Source organism: Cryobacterium sp. TMT1-66-1, assembly GCF_004403435.1.
GTDB classification, from domain to species: Bacteria; Actinomycetota; Actinomycetes; order Actinomycetales; family Microbacteriaceae; genus Cryobacterium; species Cryobacterium flavum.
This window is the reverse complement of record NZ_SOGP01000009.1, coordinates 441124-458062: the sequence shown is the minus strand read 5'-3', so window position 1 is coordinate 458062 and position 16939 is coordinate 441124. Positions and strand designations below refer to the sequence as shown.

17 protein-coding genes are annotated in these 16939 nt (G+C 66.8%); 9 read left to right on the top strand and 8 right to left on the bottom strand.

Translation table 11 applies throughout. The features are described 5' to 3' along the window. Positions 1–30: 30 nt before the first annotated feature. Positions 31–1647 (top strand): phosphoglucomutase (alpha-D-glucose-1,6-bisphosphate-dependent), encoded by a 1617-nt coding sequence (pgm, locus tag E3T29_RS07920; RefSeq protein WP_134344945.1) that lies wholly within the window; start codon positions 31–33, stop codon positions 1645–1647. Here the strand turns inward: pgm and E3T29_RS07915 are convergent. Beyond that, positions 1644–2348 carry an amidase domain-containing protein gene (locus E3T29_RS07915; protein WP_166792354.1) on the bottom strand — a complete coding sequence of 235 codons (705 nt, stop codon included), beginning with the start codon at positions 2346–2348 and terminating at the stop codon, positions 1644–1646. The genes pgm and E3T29_RS07915 overlap by 4 nt on opposite strands. A gap of 27 nt (positions 2349–2375) precedes the next feature. Continuing rightward, positions 2376–2513, bottom strand: coding sequence for a hypothetical protein (locus E3T29_RS19610; protein WP_158252782.1), 138 nt, complete (start codon positions 2511–2513; stop codon positions 2376–2378). A 172-nt stretch (positions 2514–2685) separates the two neighbouring features. Between E3T29_RS19610 and E3T29_RS07910 the strand changes: the two genes are divergently transcribed. After that, on the top strand, positions 2686–4101 hold the full coding sequence (locus tag E3T29_RS07910; protein WP_134344943.1) for a GH1 family beta-glucosidase: 1416 nt from the start codon (positions 2686–2688) through the stop codon (positions 4099–4101). Between the two features lie 122 nt (positions 4102–4223). Here the strand turns inward: E3T29_RS07910 and E3T29_RS07905 are convergent, their stop codons facing one another. Then, entirely contained in the window at positions 4224–5147 is a 924-nt protein-coding gene (locus E3T29_RS07905; protein ID WP_134344942.1) for an LLM class F420-dependent oxidoreductase, read from the bottom strand. A 118-nt stretch (positions 5148–5265) separates the two neighbouring features. Continuing rightward, the gene (locus E3T29_RS07900; RefSeq protein ID WP_134344941.1) at positions 5266–6153 is read right to left on the bottom strand and encodes a site-specific DNA-methyltransferase; all 888 of its coding nucleotides are present in this window, start codon (positions 6151–6153) and stop codon (positions 5266–5268) included. A 49-nt stretch (positions 6154–6202) separates the two neighbouring features. On the opposite strand from E3T29_RS07900, the gene E3T29_RS07895 reads away from it, so the two are divergent. Beyond that, on the top strand, positions 6203–6541 hold the full coding sequence (locus E3T29_RS07895; RefSeq protein ID WP_233197248.1) for a GNAT family N-acetyltransferase: 339 nt from the start codon (positions 6203–6205) through the stop codon (positions 6539–6541). 49 nt (positions 6542–6590) lie between these two features. Here E3T29_RS07895 and E3T29_RS07890 read toward each other — a convergent pair whose 3' ends face one another. Both E3T29_RS07890 and E3T29_RS07885 read right to left on the bottom strand, forming a co-directional pair. Further along, positions 6591–7643 carry a biotin/lipoate A/B protein ligase family protein gene (locus E3T29_RS07890; RefSeq protein ID WP_134344940.1) on the bottom strand — a complete coding sequence of 351 codons (1053 nt, stop codon included), beginning with the start codon at positions 7641–7643 and terminating at the stop codon, positions 6591–6593. A 4-nt stretch (positions 7644–7647) separates the two neighbouring features. Continuing rightward, complete coding sequence (locus E3T29_RS07885; RefSeq protein ID WP_104089846.1) at positions 7648–8496, bottom strand: alpha/beta fold hydrolase; 849 nt, start codon at positions 8494–8496, stop codon at positions 7648–7650. Between the two features lie 78 nt (positions 8497–8574). On the opposite strand from E3T29_RS07885, the gene E3T29_RS07880 reads away from it, so the two are divergent. From E3T29_RS07880 to E3T29_RS07865, 4 genes are all read left to right on the top strand, one after another. Further along, the gene (locus E3T29_RS07880; protein WP_134344939.1) at positions 8575–9096 is read left to right on the top strand and encodes a MarR family winged helix-turn-helix transcriptional regulator; all 522 of its coding nucleotides are present in this window, start codon (positions 8575–8577) and stop codon (positions 9094–9096) included. After that, positions 9093–10568, top strand: a complete 1476-nt coding sequence (locus E3T29_RS07875) for an MFS transporter (protein ID WP_134344938.1) — start codon at positions 9093–9095, stop codon at positions 10566–10568. The genes E3T29_RS07880 and E3T29_RS07875 overlap by 4 nt, the downstream gene beginning before the upstream one ends. Before the next feature lie 157 nt (positions 10569–10725). After that, positions 10726–11631: a DMT family transporter gene (locus E3T29_RS07870; RefSeq protein ID WP_134344937.1), complete on the top strand. Its 906-nt coding sequence runs from the start codon at positions 10726–10728 to the stop codon at positions 11629–11631. A gap of 55 nt (positions 11632–11686) precedes the next feature. Continuing rightward, the gene (locus E3T29_RS07865; protein ID WP_134344936.1) at positions 11687–12607 is read left to right on the top strand and encodes a 2-hydroxyacid dehydrogenase; all 921 of its coding nucleotides are present in this window, start codon (positions 11687–11689) and stop codon (positions 12605–12607) included. Between the two features lie 7 nt (positions 12608–12614). Here the strand turns inward: E3T29_RS07865 and E3T29_RS07860 are convergent, their stop codons facing one another. Together E3T29_RS07860 and E3T29_RS07855 are read right to left on the bottom strand one after the other, a co-directional pair. Continuing rightward, complete coding sequence (locus E3T29_RS07860; protein ID WP_241987699.1) at positions 12615–14048, bottom strand: sugar ABC transporter substrate-binding protein; 1434 nt, start codon at positions 14046–14048, stop codon at positions 12615–12617. Continuing rightward, positions 13991–14740 (bottom strand): dienelactone hydrolase family protein, encoded by a 750-nt coding sequence (locus E3T29_RS07855; protein WP_134344935.1) that lies wholly within the window; start codon positions 14738–14740, stop codon positions 13991–13993. The genes E3T29_RS07860 and E3T29_RS07855 overlap by 58 nt, the downstream gene beginning before the upstream one ends. 90 nt (positions 14741–14830) lie before the next feature. Between E3T29_RS07855 and E3T29_RS07850 the strand changes: the two genes are divergently transcribed. Together E3T29_RS07850 and E3T29_RS07845 are read left to right on the top strand one after the other, a co-directional pair. After that, the gene (locus E3T29_RS07850) at positions 14831–15556 is read left to right on the top strand and encodes a FadR/GntR family transcriptional regulator (protein ID WP_134344934.1); all 726 of its coding nucleotides are present in this window, start codon (positions 14831–14833) and stop codon (positions 15554–15556) included. Between the two features lie 7 nt (positions 15557–15563). Then, a complete protein-coding gene (locus E3T29_RS07845) occupies positions 15564–16937 on the top strand; it encodes an alpha-hydroxy acid oxidase (RefSeq protein WP_134344933.1) in 1374 nt (457 codons plus the stop codon). Positions 16938–16939 lie beyond the last annotated feature (2 nt).

Genomic DNA, 16939 nt, shown 5'->3' with positions numbered 1-16939 from the left:
ACAGCCTACCGGGGGTGCCAGACTGTGCTCATGAGCGAACGCGCGGGCACCCGAGCCTTGGAATCTGACCTGATCGACGTTGATGGGCTGGTCAAGGCCTATTACGATTTGAAACCGGATGCCCGGGTGCCAGCCCAGCGGGTCGTCTTCGGCACCTCAGGGCATCGCGGGAGTTCCCTGAACACCGCGTTCAACGAGGACCACATCAGTGCCACAACGCAGGCGATCGTGGAATACCGCGCGGGCCAGGGCATCACCGGCCCCCTCTTCATCGGCACCGACCCGCACGCCCTGAGCGGTCCGGCCTACACGACCGCCCTCGAGGTTCTCGTCGCCAACGGCGTTCATGTACTCGTGGACGAGTTCGACGATTACGTGCCCACCCCCTCCCTGTCGCACGCGATTTTGGCCTACAACCGCGCCGAGCACGGCGACCTGGCCGACGGCATCGTCGTCACCCCGAGCCACAACCCGCCGATGGACGGCGGCTTCAAGTACAACCCGCCGCACGGCGGACCGGCCGACAGCGATGCGACCTCGTGGATCGCGAACCGGGCGAATGAGCTCATCGCCAATGGCCTCGACGGCGTGCTGATGAGCGAGCCGAGCGCAGTGGAGACCTACGACTTTCGTGGCAACTACGTGAACGACCTCGAGAACATCATCGACATGCAGGCCATCCGCACCAGCGGAATCCGCATCGGGGCCGACCCGCTCGGCGGCGCGAGTGTCGGCTATTGGGGCGCCATCCGTGACCGTTACGAGATCGACCTGGTCGTGGTCAACCCCACGGTCGACCCGACCTGGCGATTCATGACCCTGGACTGGGACGAGAAGATCCGGATGGATCCGTCGAGTGCGTCGGTGATGGCATCCGTTGTCGCCCACAAGGACGAGTACGACATTCTCACGGGTAATGACGCCGACGCCGACCGGCACGGTATCGTCACGCCAGACGGCGGCCTGATGAACCCGAACCACTTTCTCGCCGTGGCCATCGACTACCTGTACAGCCACCGTGAAGGCTGGAAGCCCGACGCCGCGGTCGGCAAGACCCTCGTCTCGTCAACCATGATCGACCGCGTCACCGGTTTTCTCGGCCGCGACCTGTGGGAGGTGCCAGTGGGCTTCAAATGGTTCGTGCCCGGGCTCATCGATGGCTCGGTGGCTTTCGGCGGCGAGGAGAGCGCCGGCGCGAGCTTCGTGCGCTTCGACGGCACGGTATGGACCACCGACAAGGACGGCATTCTGCTAGCCCTGCTCGCCTCCGAGATTCTCGCCGTCACCGGCAAGACTCCTTCGCAGCGCTACGCCGAGCTGGCCGAACACTTCGGCGCCCCCTCCTACGCGCGAGTGGATGCCGCGGCCACACCCGCGCAGAAGGCCGCACTGGCCAAGCTCGACGGTTCAATGATCACGGCCACCGAACTGGCCGGCGAGAAAATCACCGGCGCCTTCAGCGTGGCCCCCGGAAACGGAGCGGCCATCGGCGGAGTGAAGGTCACGACCGAGAACGCCTGGTTCGCGGCCCGGCCGAGCGGCACCGAAGACGTCTACAAGATCTACGCCGAGTCGTTTCTCGGCGACGAACACCTCGCCCAGGTTCAGCTGGAGGCCAAGGCGATCGTCGACGCCGCGATCGCCTAGGGAACACTCCAGTAGTAGGCCGTTCCGCCCGGGTGATCCACGGTGATTGCCGTGTCGACCGAGCGGTAGTCGGAATCGAGGGTATGCCCGGCGAACGAGATGGCAACAGTGTCGCCGACCTTCTCGACCCTGGTGACAATGCCGGTGTGGTCGCGATCGCCGGTGTTGTCCCAGTCGAACTGCACGATGTCGCCGACCTTGACCTGGTCGCGCTGCTGATCGGTCAGGGCGGTGGCCTTGCCGGCCTGCGCGATGTAGTTCATGAACGCGGTGGAACTGCGCCAGGCGGCCGCCGCATCGTAGGCGTTGCCGTTTTTCGGGCTCGACCAGACTCCGTCCATGGTCCAGCCGCGGGCGATCATGGCCTGGCTGGCGAAGTTGACGCAGTCGTTCTCGCCGAGAACGCCCCACTCGGCGGAGTTGTAGGTTTCGAGCTTCCAGTGCGCGAGGAGGTAGTCGATCTGCGCGGCGACGGGGGCGCTGAGGGCGGGCTCCACTTCGACCGGGGCCGCAGCGGGTGTGTCGGTGGGGGTGGCGCGAGCTGGTTCCTCCGTCGCAGCTGAGGCGTCGGCATCCGTCGTCTGCGCCGTTTGGGTGGGGGTGGCGGGACCATCAAGCGCCTGCACAACGAGCGCGGTTGCGCCGACCGCGAGAACGGCACCGATGGCCGTCGTCAGGCCAAGCCGCTGCCACCTAGTCAACTGCACTGTGTACTCATTTCTGATTGATTAAACGCTGAGCGCGGCGCTCAGATAGAGGCCAATCGCCGCGAGAGCGACGACCACTCCAACGATGAGGACCCCGATCAGAAACCGGCGCCGGGTGCGCCGCTGGTCGGCCTCGCTGGGTTCGTTGTTCTGGAGCATGATTCGAGCTTAGCCGCGACGAATCTGAGAGCTCCGAATGCCGCGTGCATAACTGCGGAGATCTCCGACACGATGGCCGGTACGCAGCCGATTGCGGGGACGGTTCGACCGGATGTCCGCGGTTACGCCCTCGTCACTGGTCGAATTCCTCGCCGCAGGGTAGCGTGACGTCATGTCGCAGACCCTGCCCACACCGTTCACCTGGCCGCGCGGATTTCTCTGGGGGTCGGCCACCGCCGCCGCGCAGATCGAGGGGGCCGGCCACGCTGGCGGCAAGGAGGACTCGATCTGGGATGCGTTCGCGCGGGTTCCCGGCGCCATTGCGGGCGGCGACGACCTGGAAACGGCGGTCGATCACTACCACCGGATGCCCGCCGACGTGCGTCTGATGGCTTCGCTCGGCCTCGACGCCTACCGGTTCTCGACCAGCTGGGCACGCGTGCGCCCGAATGATCGGGCCGTGAACCCCGAGGGGCTCGACTTCTACTCGCGGCTGGTTGATGAACTGCTCGGCGCCGGCATTCTGCCCTGGCTCACCCTGTATCACTGGGATCTGCCGCAGGCCCTCGAAGAGAAGGGCGGCTGGGCCAACCGCGACACCGCGTACCGGTTCGTCGACTACGCGAGCGATGTCTACTCCGCGCTGGGCGATCGGGTCACCCACTGGACCACCTTCAACGAACCCTTTTGCTCCTCCCTGCTCGGCTACGGATCGGGTGCACACGCGCCGGGCCGGCAAGATGGCCGGGCCGCGGTCGCCGCGGTGCATCACCAGCACCTCGCGCACGGCCTCGTGGTGAACGCGCTGCGCTCTGCGGGTGCTCAGAACCTCGGCATCACCCTTAATCTCACCAACGCCGTGCCGCGCGACGCCGCCGACCCGGTCGACCTCGAGGCTGCCCGGCGGCTCGATTCGCTCGCTAACCGTGTCTTTCTGGACCCGCTGCTGCGTGGTTCCTACCCGGAGGACACCCTGCACGACCTTGAGCCGTTTGGACTCGCCGAGGTCATCCACGCCGACGATCTTGAGATCATCGCGGCCCCCCTCGATTTTCTCGGGGTCAACCACTACCACGACGACCTCGTGAGCGGCCATGCGGATGCCTCGGCAAGCGATGGTCACGCCGGTGGCGCCGACCGGCCCGTCGGTTCGCCGTGGGTCGGATCGGAGTACATCACCTTCCCCAGTCGCGGACTGCCGCGCACCGCGATGGGCTGGGAGGTCAACCCCGACGGCCTGCGCCTGCTGTTGGTGCGCCTCGGCGAGGAGTACGACCGCCTGCCGCCGCTTTACGTGACCGAGAACGGTGCCGCCTACGACGATACCGTGAGCGCCGACGGCGCCGTGCACGACGCGGACCGCGCCGAGTACATCGTGGCGCACATCAACAAGGTGGGTGAGGCGATCGCGGCCGGCGCCGACGTGCGCGGGTACTTCGTCTGGTCGCTGCTCGACAACTTCGAGTGGTCGTACGGCTACGAGAAACGGTTCGGCATCGTGCGGGTCGACTACAAGACCCTCGAACGCACGGTGAAGGACAGCGGACGCATGTACGCGGCGCACCTGCGGGCGGCGCACGCGGGCTGACCGCCCGGCTGTCTCGCGGCACGTGTTTGAGAGGTTGGCACTGGTTTGAACACGTGCGTGCTTCCCCAACGCGTGCCACGAGCGGATGCGCGACCAGCGGCATCCGCTTCGCTGGCGGCGGGCTAGCGCAGCTGGGGAACGACCTCCGCGGCCAGAAACTCCAGGTGGTCGAGGTCGGACAGGTCCATGATCTGCAGGTAGACGCACTCGACGCCGGAGTCGGCGAGGGTGCCCAGCCGGTCGACGATCTCGGAGGCCGTGCCGGCCAGGCCGTGCTCGCGCAGCTCGGCCGGCTCGCGACCGACCGCGGCAGCCCGACGGGCGAATTCGGCCTCGTCTCGGCCACCGACGGCGATCAGCGCGGCCGAATAGGTGAGCTCGGCCGGGTCGCGGTCGATGGCCTCACAGGCAGCCCGCACACCGTCGAACTTGCCGGCGATGTCGGCGAAGTCAGGAAACGGCAGGTTGAACTCGGTCGCGAAACGAGCAGCGAGTTTCGGGGTGCGCTTGGCGCCGCCACCTCCCACGATCACCGGCACTCGCACCTGTGTCGGCTTCGGCAGTGCCGGTGAATCGACGAGGGTGTAGTGCTCCGCGGCGAAGTTATACCGGTCCCCGACCGGGGTGTTCCACAGCCCGGTGATCACTTCGAGCTGTTCCTCGAGCATGCCGAATCGCTTGGCCGGAAACGGGATGCCGTAGGCGAGGTGCTCCTGCTCGAACCAGCCGGTACCGAGTCCGAGCTCGACGCGGCCGCCCGACATCTGGTCGACCTGCGCCACCTGGATCGCCAGAATGCCCGGAGGCCGGTAGGTCACCGACGAGACGAGAGTACCCAGACGGATGCGTTTCGTCTCGCGCGCCAACCCGGCCAGGGTGGTCCAGGCATCCGTCGGGCCGGGCAGGCCGTCACCGTCGCCCATGACCTGGTAGTGGTCACTGCGGAAGAAGGCGTCGAAGCCGAGCCGCTCGGTGGCCTGCGCGACGGCGAGGACGTCGTCATAGGTGGCACCCTGCTGGGGTTCGGTGAAAATGCGAAATCTCATGGGTTCTCCTCGGATCAAGCGGATGCGGGCGGGTCGTGTGACGTGTTTAGGAAGTTGGCACTGGTTTGAACCCGTGCCAGCTTCTCAAACGAGTGCCACGAGGTGGATTGAGTCAGCGTCAAGCGTCACGGGCGAGAAATTCGACGTCGGGCACCGGCTCGAAGCGGGCGCGCATCACGGCCAGGGCCTCGGGGTTCTGGTCGATCAGCACGAAGCGGCGGCCGAGCGCGGCCGCGACCGCGCCGGTGGTGCCGCTGCCCGCGAAAAAGTCGAGCACCCAGTCGCCCTCACGGCTCGACGCCTGAATGATGCGGCGCAGGATTCCGATCGGTTTCTGGGTGGGGTAGCCGGTTTTCTCCTTGCCGGTGGGCGAGACGATGGTGTGCCACCAGACATCCGTCGGCAGTTTGCCCTTGGCGACCTTTTCGGGCGTGACCAGGCCGGGAGCCATATATGGCTCGCGATCGACGGTGGTCGAGTCGAAGTAGTACCGGGCCGGGTTCTTCACATAGACCAGAATCGTGTCGTGTTTGGTGGGCCACTTGTTCTTGGACTTGGCACCGTAGTCGTAGGCCCAGATGAGTTCGTTGAGAAAGCATTCCCGGCCGAACAGGGCGTCGAGCAGCACCTTGGCGTAGTGCGCCTCGCGGTAGTCGAGGTGCAGGTAGAGCGTGCCGTCGTCAGCGAGCAGCCGCCAGGCCTCGATCAGGCGCGGCTCGAGAAAGGCCCAGTAGTCTTCGAACTGGTCGTCGTAGCCGAGCAGATCACCCTTGATGCGTTCGTAACGTTGCCCCTTGAATCCGGTGATCGTTCCGGCCGCGTGTGAGCCGTCCACGGCGACCGACCGCACCGAGGTGGTGCTCTGCCGCTTCTGCGACCGGCCGGTGTTGAATGGCGGGTCGAGGTAGATCAGGGTGAAGGCACCATCGGGTAGGCCGGGCAGCACCTCGAGGTTGTCGGCGTGGATGACACGGCTCGGGCTGGTCGGGGTCCACGCAGAAGGCATTTGTCCATTCTTTCAGCCTGCGCGCCGGCAATCGGCTTAGTCTGTCGGGATGACTGCTGAATCGATGACCATCCACTCGCAGAATCTGGCGGAAGCCGGCACACTCGAGGTGCGCCACGACCCCGAACAGAGCCGCTACACGGTGTTGCTCGATGGCGAACCGGTCGGCGTGGCCGACTACATCACCACGACGGCCGCGGTGCATTTCACCCACACCGAGGTCAATCCGGCCAAGCGTACCCACGGTTTGGCGAGCATTCTGGTCGAGCAGGCGCTCGACGACGTGCGGGTGCGCACCGACCTGGCCGTCGTGCCGGACTGCTCCTATGTGGCACACTGGATTGACACGCACGCCGAGTACCAGGACCTGCTGACCCGCGGGCGTTGATACGTAAGCGGATGCCGGCGGCCCGGCCGGCGGCATCCGCTCGCCGTCGTTAGGGAACCCGGGTCAGCCACTCCTCGGTGCTGAACTTGTTCGCGACGAGCTCGGTGGCCTTGGCGTATTCCTCGGCGGTGACGTCACCCTCGGTGGCGCCGTAGAGGCCGACGAAGGTCTCCTTCATGCGGTCGATGATCGCGGCACGGCTCAGGCCGGTCTGGCGGCGCAGGGGATCGACGCGCTTGGCCGCGCTCGTGATGCCCTTGTCGCTGAGTTTCTCCCGGCCGATGCGCAGCACCTGCACCATTTTTTCGCCGTCCATGTCGTAGCTCATCGTGACGTGGTGCAGCACGGCGCCGCTGCCGAGGCGTTTCTGGGCGGCCCCACCGATCTTGCCGGTCGGGCTCGTGATGTCGTTGAGCGGCTGGTAGTACGCGTCGATGCCGAGCGATTTGAGCGCGGTGATGACCCACTCGTCGAGATACGCGTAGGAGTCGGCGAAACTCATGCCCTGCACGAGATCGGTCGGCGCGTAGATGGAATAGGTGATGACCGAGCCGGCCTCCATGAACATGGCACCGCCGCCGCTGATGCGTCGTACAACGGTGAAGCCAAACTTGGCGGCATTCTCCGGGTCGACCTCGTTCTTGAGCGACTGAAAGCTGCCGATGACGACGGCCGGTTCGTTCCACTCCCAGATGCGCAGCGTGGGCTGTCGGCGCCCCTCACCGACCTCGGTCGCGAGCACCTCGTCGAGGGCCATCTGCAGCACGGGGGCGACGGGCTTCTGCGAGTGGATGATCTGCCAGTCGTAGTCCCGCCACGTGCTCGCCTGGGACAGCGAACGGCGAATCGCCACGGCGACGGCCTCCGGCGAGAATCCGAGCAGAATGGCGCCGCTCGGCAGCGCGCCACGCACGGCGGCGGCGATCGTGGCCGCCGAGCTGCCGGCGGGCAGGCCGGTCACCGCTGCATTGATGTCTTCGAGGGCATCGTCGGGTTCGAGAAAAAAGTCACCGGCCAGACGAAAGTTGGCGATGACATCGTCGACGACATCGAGATCTACGACGACCAGTTTGCCGCCCGGAACCTTATATTCACCATGCATGGTTTCAGCCTACGGTGATAAATCGTTCGTCGAGCCAGGCCACGAGGTCGCCGATCACCTCGGAGCGGTTGGTCTCGTTGAAGACTTCGTGCCGCGCGCCCGGATACACGATCAGGCGCACGTCGCGCAGCCCGGACCGCTTGACGTAGGCGTTGACCAGTCTGAGCGCGCTGCGTTCGCCGCCGACGGTGTCGTCACCGCCGACCAGCACGAGCATCGGCAGGTCAGTCGGCAGGTCGCGAGCCGGCCGACCGAACAGGCGGGCGGCCTCTCGAATGCCGAACAGCTTGGCCAGCGGCGTCGCAGTGGTCAGCGGGTCGGCGACGAACGCCTGGGCTACCGCCGGATCGCGGCTGAGCCACTCGACCCCGGTGGTGCCGAGCGTTTTGTGTTTGCGGTTCAGATCGCCACCGTCAAGGTATCCGGGCCAGCGATAGGCGGTGCCTGAGAGAACGATGGCGTCGTACTCGGCGGCGTGCTCGTTCACGATCATCTGTACCATGAACGATCCCCAGCTGTGCCCGAGCAGCACGAGCGGCAGAGTCGGGTTTTCCGAGCGGATGATTCCGCTCAGCTGATGCACGCCTGCCACCGCCGCGCGCAGCCCGCCCGCGCCGAGTCGCCCGAGCAGTGTGTGGTCGCCGCCGTGCTGGGCGAGTCCGGTCTGGCCGTGACCGAGGTGGTCGTCGGCGTACACCGTATAGCCGGCCCGGTTGAGGTCGGCGGCGAGCGTGGCATAGCGCTGGGCGTGTTCACCGACGCCGTGCGCGAGCTGGATGACGGCGCGCGGGGCGTCGACCGACCAGACGTAATAGGTAATGAGCCGGCCATGGGCATCCGTATATGTGGGCACGAGGCCAGTCTGCCCTGTTGCGGTGGGCTTCCGGTTGCCAATGTACTTAGCAAGGCTAATTTGCTATGCTAAGGATCTATGGAATCGCGAACACACCCCAAAACTGCCGCCCTCGGCGTCATCAAGGCGCAGCCGCCGGTCGGCGCACCGCAAGTGGCGGCAGCACACCCCACAGCCGCACCCAACACGGCCGAACTCAGCCACGAATTTCGACTCGCCAACGGCCGCCTGGCCCGCCGCCTGCGCCAAGAGAAGGCCGAGAACGAGCTCGGAAGTGGCCAGTTCTCCGCGCTCGGCGTGCTTCACGTGCACGGACCGTTGACGCTCACCGAACTCAGCGAGTTCGAACGCGTCACCCCGCCGTCGATGACCCGCACGGTGAAATGCCTCGTTGATGCCGGTCTCGTGGCCCGCACCGATTCCACACTCGATGGCCGCAAGGTCGTGCTGAGCACAACGGACGCCGCGAGCGAAATGATGACCGAAACGCGCAAGCGTCGAGATGCCTGGCTGGTGCAACGCGTCGCCCAGCTCAGTCCCGCACAGCGCAGCACCCTCGCCGACGCGACCTTGATCATGAAGGAGCTCGCCGACAGTTGAGCGCCATGTTTCGCTCGCTGAGCGTCGTCAATTACCGCATCTGGTTCGCCGGGGCTTTGGTGTCGAACATCGGCACCTGGATGCAGCGCACCGCGCAGGACTGGATCGTGCTGACCCAGCTCACCAACTACGACGCCACGGCGGTCGGCATCACCATGGCGCTGCAGCTTGGCCCGCAGCTCGTGCTGATGCCCTGGTCCGGCCTCATCGCCGACCGGTTCAACCGGCGCAAGCTGCTCATTCTCACCCAGACCCTGATGGGCCTATTGGCGCTCGGCCTCGGCATTCTGACCGTGCTCGAGGTCGCCCAGCTCTGGCACGTCTATCTGTTCGCGCTCGGCCTCGGCGTTGTCGCGGCGATCGACGCGCCGGCCCGCCAGACGTTCGTCTCCGAACTCGTCGCCGAAGACCAGCTGTCGAACGCGGTGGCACTCAACTCGGCGTCGTTCCACGGTGCACGCCTGATCGGCCCGGCCGCGGCCGGCCTGCTCACGGTCGCCGTCGGCGCCGGCTGGGTCTTCATGATCAACGCGGTCACCTTTGCTGCGACGGTCTTCGCCATGACCCTGCTGCGCACCCACCAACTGCGCCGCCAACCAAAGGCGTCACGGGAGCGCGGACAGCTGCTGGCCGGCTTCCGTTACGTGCGTGGCCGTTCCGACATCGTCGTCGTCATGATCGCGGTCTTTCTGATCGGAACCTTCGGCCTTAACTTCGCCATCTTCACGTCCACCATGGCCACCATCGAATTCGGTAAGGGGGCCGCAGAGTTCGGCCTGCTCAGCTCGATCATGGCCATCGGCGCCGTCATCGGCGCGCTGCTCGCTGCCCGCCGCAGCCGCGCCCGCCTGCGACTCATCGTGCTCGGCGCCGGCCTGTTCGGCCTGGCCTGCGCGCTGTCAGCAATCATGCCGACATATGCAACTTTCGCCATATCTCTCACCCTGGTCGGCTTGTCGTCGCTCACGCTCATGACCACGGCGAACGCCTACGTGCAGACCACGACCCGGCCCGAGATGCGCGGCCGCGTGATGGCGCTGTACATGGCTATCTTCGTCGGCGGCACTCCCCTCGGCGCGCCGCTCGTTGGCTGGGTAGCGGATGCCTTCGGCCCCCGCTGGGCGCTCGGCCTCGCCGCGGTCTCCGGCCTGCTGGCTGCGGCCGTCGTGCTGTTCTGGATGGTGCGGTATCGTCGGCTGCGGGTGCACGTGCATCCGTTCTCGTCACCCCGGGTGCGCGTGCTTCACGCTGGCGACGGGCGCGATGTGCCGCTCGCGACGCCGAGTCGCCGGGGCGGGACCGCCGTGCTCGAGCGCGAGGAGCCCGAGCCGGATCGCGATGGGGACACCGCGCTGGACCCGGATCGCGATGGGGACACCGCGCTGGACCCGGATCGCGAAACTGCCGCCGAACGCAACCGCGAGACCGCCACCCGCGAGATCGCGATCGTCGAGGCCACCGCCCCGCGCTGAGTTCGGGTGCTCAGTGGACAACTTCGAGGGGTGCGGCGCGATCGACACCCCTCGAAGTTGTCCACTGAGGGCCAGCGTGGGACGAGCTAGGGTCGAAGGGCAGACCCTCTTCGAACACCAGGCAGGCCATGACCACTCTCACCACCCGAACGCGCGCATGAAGGCCACCATTGCCCTCATCGTCGCCACCCTGCTCTGGGCCGGCAACTACATCGTCGGCGGAATCGCCGTGCAGACCCTCTCCCCCGTTGAGCTAACCTGGCTGCGCTGGCTGCTCGCCTGCATTCCGCTGCTGATCCTCGCCCAAGTGGTCGAGCGCCCGAACTGGGCCCGGGTGCTGCGCCACTGGCCCCGGCTGCTGCTGCTCGCAGCCCTCGGCGTTGGCGGCTACAACCTGCTGCTCTACACCGCCCTGCAGTACACGACGCCGCAATCCGCGTCGCTCATCAACGCCGCGAATCCGGCCGTGATGGTGGCGCTCGCGGCGGTTCTGCTGCGCGAACGCATCGGCTGGCGAGGTATTACCGGGCTGGCGCTGGGGCTGGTGGGAGTGGTGCTGATCATCACCAACGGTGCGATCGCATCCGTTTTCACGCGCACACCCAACGCGGGCGACCTGCTCATGGTTGGCGCGATCGTGGTGTGGAGCCTCTATACGATCGTCGGTCGCGGGCTGCCAGTGCCGCCGATCACGGCCACGGCCCTGCAAGGCACCTTCGTCGCGGTGCTGCTCGCGCCGGTCGCCCTGCTCGGTGGGGTGCGCTGGCCAGCGGATGCCGCCATCGGCTGGGCCGTGATCTTCATCGCGATTTTTCCCTCGATCGGCTCCTACGTGCTGTGGAACGCTGCGCTCAAGAGCATTCCGCCGGGTCGGGCCGGCCTGTTTCTCAACCTGATCACGGTGTTCACGGTGGTCATCGCCGTCGTGCTCGGCGCCCAGCTGACCACGCCGCAGCTCGTCGGCGGCGTGATCGTGTTCGCGGGTGTGGCGCTGAGCACGCTGCGGCCGTCCCGTCCGCTGGCGCCCCAGCCCGTGCTCGACACCGCGAGGCGAGGGCTTTAACCGGGACGGGGCCTGGGCCCCGTCCCGAGAGAGCGGGGCAAAGTAGGCTCGGGAGATGAACTCACTGCTGGTCAGCCTGCCCGACTCCGTACTGCGCGAGGCGGTCGGGGAACTGCCCGACGGCGTTGAGGTAGTGGAGTGGGCGCTCGACGGTCCGTCGCCACGACCCCGGTTCGACCTCGTTGTCACGCCGTACATGGGTAAGACCGACCGGCTCGCGCATCTCGCCGGCGTCGATGCCGGTTTGGTGCAGAGCCAGTCCATCGGCTACGACGGCGTCGACCGGGTACTGCCTGCCGGGCACGTGTTCGCGAACGCCGCGAGCGTGCATGAAACCTCCACCGCCGAACTCACCCTCGCCCTCATCCTGGCCTCGCAGCGCGGCATTCCCGATTTCGTGCGCGCCGCGGACGCCGGCGAGTGGGCACCCGCGCAGCACGCCAGCCTCGCCGACCGCACCGTGCTGCTGCTCGGCTACGGCGGTGTCGGCCACGCTATCGAGAGTCGGCTGCTCGCCTTCGAAACCACGGTGATCCGCGTCGCCCGCACGGCTCGCAGTGACGAGCGCGGCAATATCTACGGCTTCGAGTCCCTGCCCGAACTCCTGCCCCAGGCCGATATTGTGGTCGTCGGTGTTCCGCTCACGGCCGAGACGACGAACCTGGTTGACGATGCATTCCTGGCCCAAATGCGTGACGGAAGCCTGCTCGTGAACATCGCTCGTGGTGCGGTCGCCGACACGGAAGCGCTGCTCGCGCATGCGAGCAGCGGCCGCCTCAGGCTCGCCCTCGACGTGACCAGCCCCGAACCGCTGCCGGAGGGGCATCCGCTCTTCGCACTGCCGAACGTGCTCATCACCCCGCACGTCGGCGGCGCGTCGAGCGCCATGCTGCCGCGCATGGCTCGCCTGGTGCGCGCGCAAATCGAGCGAATGCTGCGCGGCGAGAGCCCGCTCAACGTCGTGTTGACGAGTTAGCCGCCACTCAGCCGGCGACGGCCGCGTTAGCCGCTTCCTGCGCGGTGCGCAACGCCTCATCGACGGGAATGCGGCCGAGGAACATCTCGGCGAAGGTCGACTCGAACGCGTCGGAGGCCTCGGCCCACTTCGCGCCCTGCGGCGCCTGCACACTGCCGTTGGCGAGCACGTCGATGAACGCGTTCACGTCGATGCCCTGCTCCTGCCACGACGCGACATAGCTGGCCTGCGCACCGATGACGGCCGGCGACGCCGAGCCGTCGGCGCCGATCGCCGCACTGCCCTCGGTACTGCCGAGCCACTCCAGCAGTTTTTGGGTTTGTTCCGGATGCTTCGAGTCGGCATTGCCGGCGGCCACGACGCCGTTGGTGACGCTGATCGCCCCGGACGGTCCAGACGGAATCGCGGCCACACCCCAGTCGAAGCCGGCCCCCTCGTTCACGTTGCTGAGGTTGTAGACGCCGCTCTGGAACAGGGCCATCTTGCCCTGCAGAAACTGGTCGAGTGCGAAGTCGCCGTTGAGGTTGGTGTCGGCGGCCGACGGAGCCACGTGGTACTTGTTCATCAGGTCGATCACGTACTGAAAGGCCGCGGCGCCTTCGGCGGTGTCGAACACGAACTCGTCGCCGTCTTGCAACGCTGACCCGTTCGAGCCGAGATAGTTGAGGTAGATGGCGTTGAGGTCGTTGGCCGCGTTGTAGCCGTACTGCACGATCTGCGCGGGGTCGAAGGCCGCGCTGTCGGCGGTGTTGCCGTTGGCGTCGACGGTGAGTTTCTGCAACACCGGCAGCAGGGTGTCCTCGCCGGCGGCGGGATCCCAATGCAGTTCACCGACGGTGGCCGGGTCGATGCCGGCCGCCGACAGGAGTTCTTCGTTGTAATACAGCCCGATGCCGGGGTCGGCGAGCTGGGGCACTCCCCAGAGCGCGCCGTTCAGGGTGTACTGACCGATGACGCTGGGCTGCCAGTTGGTCTGCGCGGCCTCGCCCAGGGCATCCGTTACATTCACGAGGTTGCCGTTGACGGCATAGTCGGCGAAGTTGCCGGCGTTCACCCAAAACACGTCGTCGGCGGTCTCGCCGGCCACGTCAACGCGCAGTTTGGTGAAGTAGTCGGCCCACGGCACGACGTTCACCGCCACGTCGATGCCCGGGTTGGCTTCTTCGAACGCCGCGAACGACGTTTCGTAGGACTGCGCGACCTGCTCGTCCCAGACGCGCAGGGTGAGCGTGGTGTCGGAGCCGGTTTGCGGTGTCAGCGCGAGCGCGGTGGCCACGCCGCCGATGGTGACAACGGATGCGACGGTGACGATGGCGATAATGGTCGAGCGTTTGGCGATGGGGTCCCCTTGGGTCTGTTGGAGGCTACCAGCCGCCAGCCAGGTCAGGGCTTCTGTGACGCCCCAAGATGTTCGCCGAAGAACGCCTCGATACGCGTCCACGCGTCGGCGGCGGCCACCGGGTCGGGACCGGCACCGAGAATGCGCTTCAGCATCGGGCGCAGCATCCGCGGCCCGGTCTCGGCATCGTTGAGAAAGGCGTGGCCGGCACCCGGGTATTCCTTGACGTCGTGCTCGATGCCCAGCCCCGCCAGGGATGAATCGAGGGCGGCTGCCGCGCCGACCAGAGAGCGGTCCGCGCCGCCGAAGCTGCCGACGATCGGGCAGGCGCCGAGCAGGTGATCGTCGAGATCCTTCGGGAGCCGACCATAGTTGACCGAGGAGACGTCGAAGCCGCGCGTCGCCGTGGCGAGGGCGAACCCGCCACCCATGCAGAAACCGAGAACACCGATGCGTCCGGTGCAGTCGCCGCGTTCACTCAAAAACACGCGCGCCGACTCGATGTCGACGAAAGCCCGGCCGGCACCGGCCGACAGGGCACGAAAGGTGCCGACGAGGCACTTGCGGGTTCCTCCCTCGGTGAAGAGGTCGGGCATCAGTGCCAGGTAGCCGGCCTCGGCCATTCTGACGGCCTGGCGGCGCATCACGTCGGTAAGGCCGAACGCCTCGTGCACGAGCACGACGCCGGGCCAGGGGCCGTCGCCGGCCGGGATCGCGAGCACGGCCTTCAGGCCGGCGCTGCCACCCGGCCCGTCGGGCAGTTTCAAGTCGATGAGCTGGGGTGCAGCGGTCATGGTCTCTCCCGGGTTGGCTGAAACTGTATCCGCAATCCGCGAGAAAATCGTGTAATCTGTGGTCAGACCACACGAGATCAAAAGGACAGCATGACCGAAATCACCCCGCGCGCCTGGCAGATCGTGCTCGACGCCGTGGAACTCGACCTGCTCGAGGGTCGCCTGAGCCCGGGCGATCACCTCCCGCCAGAGCGCACCCTGGCAGCAGATCTCGGGGTCGGCCGATCCAGCGTGCGCGAAGCGCTGCGGGTGCTCGAGGTTCTCGGGCTCATTCGCACCGCCGTCGGCTCGGGGCCCTCAGCCGGCGCGATCATCGTCGCCCGTCCCGGCGGCGGCATGTCGGCGCTCATGCGCCTGCAGGTCGCAGCCCAGGGCTTTGAGGTGGCCGACGTCGTCAAGACCCGCCTCATCCTGGAGGGATCAATCGTCTCCGAACTGGCCGAGGCCCAGGTCGACCTCACCGAATCAGCGCAAATCCTCACCGCGATGGAAAACGAGACCCTCACCGAAGCCGAATTCCTCGCCCTCGACACCCAGTTCCATCTCTCGCTCGCCGAAGCGAACGGCAACCAGGTCATCACGGCGACCATGGCCGGCCTCCGCAGCGCGATCGAGGGGTACGCGCGGGCGGGCGCGGCGGGCCTCGCGAGCTGGCCGGCAACATCCGCTCGTCTCAGGCTCGAGCATCGCGGCATTCTCAATGCCGTTCTGGCCGGTCAAGCGGATGCCGCCCGCCTCGCGGTGCACGCCCACATCTCGGGGTACTACGCCGAGACCCATCTCACTTCCACCACTGCCAGCCCCACGACACGATAGGACGACCATGGTTCAACGACGTATCCCCAGGATCAAAGACCTGGCACCGCTGATGAAGTTCAAGGCTCCGGAGCTCAACGCGAAGAAGCGCCGCCTCGACGCGGCCCTCACGATCGCCGACCTGCGTGCGATCGCCAAAAGGCGCACGCCGAAGGCCGCCTTCGACTACACCGAGGGTGCCGCGGAGGCCGAGATCTCACTCGGCCGGGCCCGCCAGGGTTTCGAAGACATTGAGTTTCATCCGGCCATTCTGCGCGACGTGTCGACCGTGTCCACCAGCTGGGACGTGCTCGGTGCCCCCGTTTCGCAGCCGTTCGGCATCGCGCCCACCGGCTTCACCCGCATGATGCAGACCGAGGGTGAAATCGCCGGGGCGCGCGCCGCCGGGCGGGCCGGCATTCCGTTCGCTCTGTCAACCATGGGCACGACGTCGATCGAAGACGTCAAGGCCGCCAACCCCACCGGCCGAAACTGGTTTCAGCTGTACATGTGGAAGGACCGCGACCGGTCGATGGCCCTGGTCGAGCGAGCCAAAAAGGCCGGGTTCGACACCCTGCTCGTCACGGTCGATGTGCCGGTGGCCGGCGCCCGACTGCGCGACAAGCGCAACGGCTTCTCGATTCCACCAGCGCTCACCCTCGGCACGGTCATCAACGCCATCCCGCGACCGGAATGGTGGATCAACTTTCTCACCACCGAACCGCTCTCCTTTGCGAGCCTCGACCGGTCCAGCGGCACCATCGGCGAACTGATCGACTCCATGTTCGATGCGACCGTGACCTTCGACGATCTGGCTTGGATCAAGGCCCAGTGGCCCGGAAAAATCGTGGTCAAGGGAGTGCAGAACGTGGACGATGCCAAGCGCCTCGTCGACCTCGGCGTTGACGGCATCACCCTCTCGAACCACGGCGGTCGCCAGCTCGACCGTGCACCGATTCCGTTCCACCTGCTGCCGCAGGTCGCCCGCGAGGTCGGTGCCCACACCGAGGTGCACCTCGACACGGGCATCATGAGCGGTGCCGACATCGTCGCCTCCGTCGCGCTCGGCGCCCGCTACACGATGATCGGCCGCGCCTACCTTTACGGCCTCATGGCCGGCGGTGAAGCGGGCGTCGACCGCACCATTGCGATCCTCTCGGAGCAGATCACGCGCACCATGCGCCTGCTCGGCGTGAACGCACTCGAGGAGTTGAACCCGGGCCACGTGACCCAGCTGTCCCGGCTGCAGCCGGTGGCGTCGCCCCTGGTCGCCGCCGCCGCGGCTGCTCCGGTGCGCAAGGCTCCCGTGCGGAAGCCGGCCGTGCGCAAGGAGTCGGTGAGTGCATCCGCTGTCGTCACGACCACGCCGGTGAAGCCTGCGCCACGGAAGACGGTCTCGTAAGT

Excerpts from the sequence above, each read along its gene's own strand:
- pgm (WP_134344945.1), top strand. The coding sequence starts at position 31 with ATGAGCGAACGCGCGGGCACCCGAGCCTTGGAATCTGACCTGATCGAC.
- E3T29_RS19610 (WP_158252782.1), bottom strand. The coding sequence starts at position 2,513 with ATGCTCCAGAACAACGAACCCAGCGAGGCCGACCAGCGGCGCACCCGG.
- E3T29_RS07910 (WP_134344943.1), top strand. The coding sequence starts at position 2,686 with ATGTCGCAGACCCTGCCCACACCGTTCACCTGGCCGCGCGGATTTCTC.
- E3T29_RS07905 (WP_134344942.1), bottom strand. The coding sequence starts at position 5,147 with ATGAGATTTCGCATTTTCACCGAACCCCAGCAGGGTGCCACCTATGAC.
- E3T29_RS07900 (WP_134344941.1), bottom strand. The coding sequence starts at position 6,153 with ATGCCTTCTGCGTGGACCCCGACCAGCCCGAGCCGTGTCATCCACGCC.
- E3T29_RS07895 (WP_233197248.1), top strand. The coding sequence starts at position 6,203 with ATGACTGCTGAATCGATGACCATCCACTCGCAGAATCTGGCGGAAGCC.
- E3T29_RS07890 (WP_134344940.1), bottom strand. The coding sequence starts at position 7,643 with ATGCATGGTGAATATAAGGTTCCGGGCGGCAAACTGGTCGTCGTAGAT.
- E3T29_RS07880 (WP_134344939.1), top strand. The coding sequence starts at position 8,575 with ATGGAATCGCGAACACACCCCAAAACTGCCGCCCTCGGCGTCATCAAG.
- E3T29_RS07870 (WP_134344937.1), top strand. The coding sequence starts at position 10,726 with ATGAAGGCCACCATTGCCCTCATCGTCGCCACCCTGCTCTGGGCCGGC.
- E3T29_RS07865 (WP_134344936.1), top strand. The coding sequence starts at position 11,687 with ATGAACTCACTGCTGGTCAGCCTGCCCGACTCCGTACTGCGCGAGGCG.
- E3T29_RS07855 (WP_134344935.1), bottom strand. The coding sequence starts at position 14,740 with ATGACCGCTGCACCCCAGCTCATCGACTTGAAACTGCCCGACGGGCCG.
- E3T29_RS07850 (WP_134344934.1), top strand. The coding sequence starts at position 14,831 with ATGACCGAAATCACCCCGCGCGCCTGGCAGATCGTGCTCGACGCCGTG.
- E3T29_RS07845 (WP_134344933.1), top strand. The coding sequence starts at position 15,564 with ATGGTTCAACGACGTATCCCCAGGATCAAAGACCTGGCACCGCTGATG.